Below are 4,376 nucleotides of genomic sequence, written 5' to 3'. Positions count from 1 at the left end.
TACCCGCGATAGGCCTGATATGCGATGACCAGTGCTAACGCGGTCGTGAACAGTTTGCCGATGACGAATAGCGTGTGGTCCATGATTCAGTCTCCCCGCATTTCCTCGAAGATGGTCGTAATCCGGTCGGCGGGGTCAGGCCGGATGTCGATGTTGACGTCGAAGCCCTCCGCCTGCAGGAGGATTTCGATGCGTTCGAGGCGCGCCTCATACTCGCTGTAGTGTCGTCCCCCGGGGTCGACGTGCGTATACTCCTCGAGGAGGCCCTGCTCGACGAGGCGGGTGACACGGCGTGAGACGGTCGGGCGTGACATGTCACATTCCTCGCTGAGTTCCTTCGCAGACAGTCGGTCGGTCTTCGTCGCCACGAGGATGTCGCGAGCGTACTCGTCGTTGAGTGTAGCGAAGATTTCCGACGGGTCGGACTCCTCGGTCACACGTCTCTACTCGCGACAGGAGCGTAATATAGCCCGCCGATTTTCTGACTCAGAACGCCGGCTCGCTACTATATCGTCTCTGCCTCCGTACTGATAGTTGAAGGTGCAATAACTATGTCCACACTTGACTCCGGCATGAACCAGCTCGAGAGCAGAGTCGGCGGCCTGACCGTCGGCGGGAAAGTTCACAGTCTCAGTGCGTGGTTCGTGCTCGCGCTCCGTCTCATGATGGGGTACGCGTTCGCGTACTCTGGGTTCACGAAGATCACCGGCGAGTTCGGCGCTGGCGGCTACCTGTCGAACGTCGCGGCGACCAACGGGAACCCGCTCGCGGGCCTGTTCGCGTGGATGGGCTCGACGCCGTGGTTCGTCGAATTCGCCAACGTCGCTGTCCCGTGGGGCGAGCTGTTCATCGGACTGGGCCTGCTCGTCGGCGCGTTCGTCCGCCTCGCGGCGTTCTTCGGCGCGCTCATGATGCTCATGTTCTACTTCGGCAACTGGGACATGGGCCACGGGTTCATCAACGGGGACTTCGCGTACATGCTCGTGTTCCTCGCGGTCGCCGCGTTCGCCGCGGGCCGCATCCTCGGGCTCGACCAGTACATCGAACAGTACGAGATCGGTGGAGAAGCGCTCGTCGAGCGCTACCCCGCCCTCGAATACATCCTCGGCTAACCACGCCGAGACCGTTGGGAGTACAACAATGCAAAATCCAATTCAAGCACGCGGGATTCGTTCTCTGGGATTCATCGTCGTTGGGGCACTGACTCTGGCCGTCGTCGCCGGAATGGCGCTAACGCACGCGACCGTCCCAGAATCAATGATGTGGAGCTGGCACGACGGCATGTGGAACAGCGGCCACATGGCCGGCTGGGGTGGCTGGGGCTGGGGGATGATACTGTTCGGGCTCCTGTGGATGGCACTTCTGATCGCCCTCCCAGTCTACGCCGTTTACTGGCTGACAACGCGGTCCCCTACGGACGGCCATACTGATGACAGCGCACTCGCTGTTCTCCAAGAACGGTACGCTCGTGGCGAAATCGACGACGAGGAGTTTGATCACCGTCGCGCCCGCCTGGTGTCCGACGACGATCGTTTCTGACCGCGTTGGTGTTACTGTCTGAGGAGGCGTCTGAGGACGTAGTGGAGGATTCCGCCGTGTTCGATATAGGTTACGGCGGCCGGCGTGCCGACCTGTGCTGTGACCGGGAACTCGACAGTCGACCCGTCCGCACGCTCGGCGATAACGGTCAGTTCGTCCATCACGTCGAGCCCGTCATCGAGGCCGTGGATCGTGAAGACCTCCGACCCATCCAGACCGAGAGATTCCCACGAGTCGCCATCATCGAACTGCAGGGGAAGCACACCCATGCCGACGAGGTTGTCGCGGTAGATGCGCTCGTAACTCTCGGCGATGGTTGCGCGGACACCGAGCAGGTCCGTTCCTTTCGCCGCCCAGTCCCGGCTAGACCCAGTTCCGAACTCCTCGCCAGCCATCACGACGAGCGGTATCCCCTCGTCCCGATAGCGGCGACTGGCTTCGAACACCGTGGTTTGTTCGTCGGTCGGGTGGTGGATCGTGTAGCCACCCTCGACGTCGTCGAGCATCTCGTTCTCGATTCGGACGTTGGCGAACGTCCCCCGCATCATCACCTCGTGATTGCCCCGACGTGCGCCGTAGGTGTTGAACTCGTGTGGCTCGACACCGTGATCGAGCAGCCACTGACCTGCGGGGAGGTCGGGACCGAACGGGCCGGCTGGACTGATGTGGTCGGTCGTAACGGTATCGCCGAGCGTCAGTAGACAGCGTGCGTCCTCGATATCGGCGACGCCGGGTTTCTCTACCGGGAAGTCCTTGAAGAACGGCGGTTCACGGATGTATGTCGAGTCCTCATCCCACTCGTAGACGTCACCCGTGGGCGCGTCGAGAGCAGCCCATCGCTCATCGCCCTCGAACACGGAGGCGTACTTCTCCTCGAACATCTCCGGAGAGACGTTCTCGTGGATTGCGGCCTGCACGTCCGCTGCGTCCGGCCAGATGTCCGCCAGATAGACTGGGTTACCCTCATCGTCAGTGCCCAGCGGCTCGTGTTCGAGATCGATGTCCATCCGCCCTGCGAGCCCGTAGGCGACGACGAGCGGCGGGCTCGCGAGGTAGTTCGCGCGGATCTTCGGGTGGATACGCGCCTCGAAGTTCCGGTTCCCGGAGAGAACGCTCGTCGTCCAGAGGTCGTGGTCGTCGATTGCCTGCTCGATGGGATCGGGAAGCGGCCCAGCGTTACCGATACAGGTGGTACAGCCGTAGCCGACGACGGCGTACCCGAGCTCTTCGAGATACGGAAGCAGCCCCGATTCTTCGAGATACTGCGTGACGACACGGCTACCCGGTGCGAGACTCGTCTTGACGTACGGCGGGACGTCTAGGCCTTTCTCGACGGCGTTCTGGGCGAGCAGTCCAGCAGCGATCATCACCGACGGGTTCGACGTGTTCGTACAGCTCGTGATGGCGCTGACGAGGACGTCTCCGTGTCCGATTTCGACCGTCTCACCGTCGAGGTCGACCTCGACACGTTTGGTTAACGGGTGCAGTTCCGATTCGGGTTCGACCTGAACGCCACCGTCGGTCTCCGCATCAGCTGCACCACCCTCACCGAGCCACCGCTGCAAGGCGTCCTCGTCGACATCATCGAGGTCGTCCTCGAACTCCCCGTGGAGAAGTCCCCGGAAGCTCTGTTTCACGTCCCCCATCGGAATCCGGTCCTGTGGCCGCTTGTGTCCGGCCAGACTCGGTTCGACTGTCGAGAGGTCGAACTCGACGACCTCAGTATATTCTGGTTCCTGTTCCCCGAACAGCCCTTGGGCTTCGAGGTACTCGCGAACGAGGTCGACGTGGTCGGGATCACGCCCGGTGAGTTCGAGATACTCGAGCGTCTGCTCGTCGACCGGGAACATACTGATCGTCGAGCCCTGTTCGGGCGCCATATTGGCGATCGTGGCCCGGTCGGGGACTGTGAGATTCTCCACACCGGGACCGAAGAACTCCACGAACCGGTCGACGACGCCGACCTCGCGGAGTCGTTCGGTGATGTGGAGCACGAGATCCGTAGCCGTCGCGCCCTCGGGTAATTCGCCTTCGAGACGGACGCCGACGACCTCGGGGAGTTTCATCGTGACCGGTTGACCGAGCATCGCCGCTTCCGCTTCGATGCCGCCGACGCCCCAACCGACCACACCGATGCCACCGATCATCGGGGTGTGGCTGTCCGTGCCGACGAGCGTGTCCGGCAGGAGCCAGTTCTCGCCGTCTTGCTCGCGGGCGTGGACGACCCGACCCAGATGTTCGAGATTCACCTGGTGGACGATACCGGTCCCCGGCGGGACGACGTTGAAGTTCTCGAAGGCGTTCTGCGCCCACTTGATCGCGCGATACCGTTCGGCGTTTCGCTCGTACTCCAGTTCGACGTTCTTCTCGTAGGCGTCCTCGGAGTCGAAGTAGTCGACCTGGACGCTGTGGTCGATCACGAGATCAATAGGAATCTCCGGTTCGACCAGGGTGGGATCTCGGTCTTTGCGGTCGACCTCGGATCGAAGGGCCGCCAGGTCGACGACTGCGGGTACACCGGTGAGATCTTGCAGGACGACTCGTGATGGAGAGAACGGAACCTCTGCGTCCGGTACGTCTGGCTTCCAGCCAGCAGCATTCTTGACATCCGCTGCAGTAACAGTTTCGCCGTCGGCGTTCCGGAGCACCGACTCAAGCAGAATACGGATGCTCACAGGGAGCGTGTCGAGGTCACAGAGCCCCTGCTCTTCGAGTGCTCGAAGATCGGCCATCTTGTACGTCGTCCCGTCGACGTCGAGCTCGCGGACGGCATCGAACGGAAGTGTATCAGTCATAGTATCTACACCTGGGATTGGCAGTCGTATCAATCCCTCTCC

General features: G+C 61.9%; 4 protein-coding genes. 2 read left to right on the top strand and 2 right to left on the bottom strand.

Translation table 11 applies throughout. The annotated features are described in order from the left end of the window. Nucleotides 1–86: 86 nt before the first annotated feature. Complete coding sequence (locus ACQUQ1_RS21745) at nt 87–437, bottom strand: ArsR/SmtB family transcription factor (RefSeq protein WP_004594585.1); 351 nt, start codon at nt 435–437, stop codon at nt 87–89. A gap of 114 nt (nt 438–551) precedes the next feature. Here ACQUQ1_RS21745 and ACQUQ1_RS21740 point away from each other — a divergent pair, with 114 nt between their 5' ends. After that, on the top strand, nt 552–1,112 hold the full coding sequence (locus ACQUQ1_RS21740) for a DoxX family protein (protein WP_004594586.1): 561 nt from the start codon (nt 552–554) through the stop codon (nt 1,110–1,112). Between the two features lie 28 nt (nt 1,113–1,140). Next, nucleotides 1,141–1,539: an SHOCT domain-containing protein gene (locus tag ACQUQ1_RS21735; RefSeq protein ID WP_089649904.1), complete on the top strand. Its 399-nt coding sequence runs from the start codon at nt 1,141–1,143 to the stop codon at nt 1,537–1,539. An 11-nt stretch (nt 1,540–1,550) separates the two neighbouring features. On the opposite strand, the gene acnA is transcribed toward ACQUQ1_RS21735, so the two are convergent. After that, on the bottom strand, nt 1,551–4,334 hold the full coding sequence (gene acnA, locus ACQUQ1_RS21730) for an aconitate hydratase AcnA (protein WP_011222418.1): 2,784 nt from the start codon (nt 4,332–4,334) through the stop codon (nt 1,551–1,553). Between the last annotated feature and the right edge of the window lie 42 nt (nt 4,335–4,376).

It is taken from the genome of Halobaculum sp. EA56, from assembly GCF_051195075.1.
Taxonomy (GTDB): domain Archaea; phylum Halobacteriota; class Halobacteria; order Halobacteriales; family Haloferacaceae; genus Halobaculum.
Note: the sequence above shows the minus strand (reverse complement) of the source record. Positions and strands in the feature narration are given on the sequence as shown.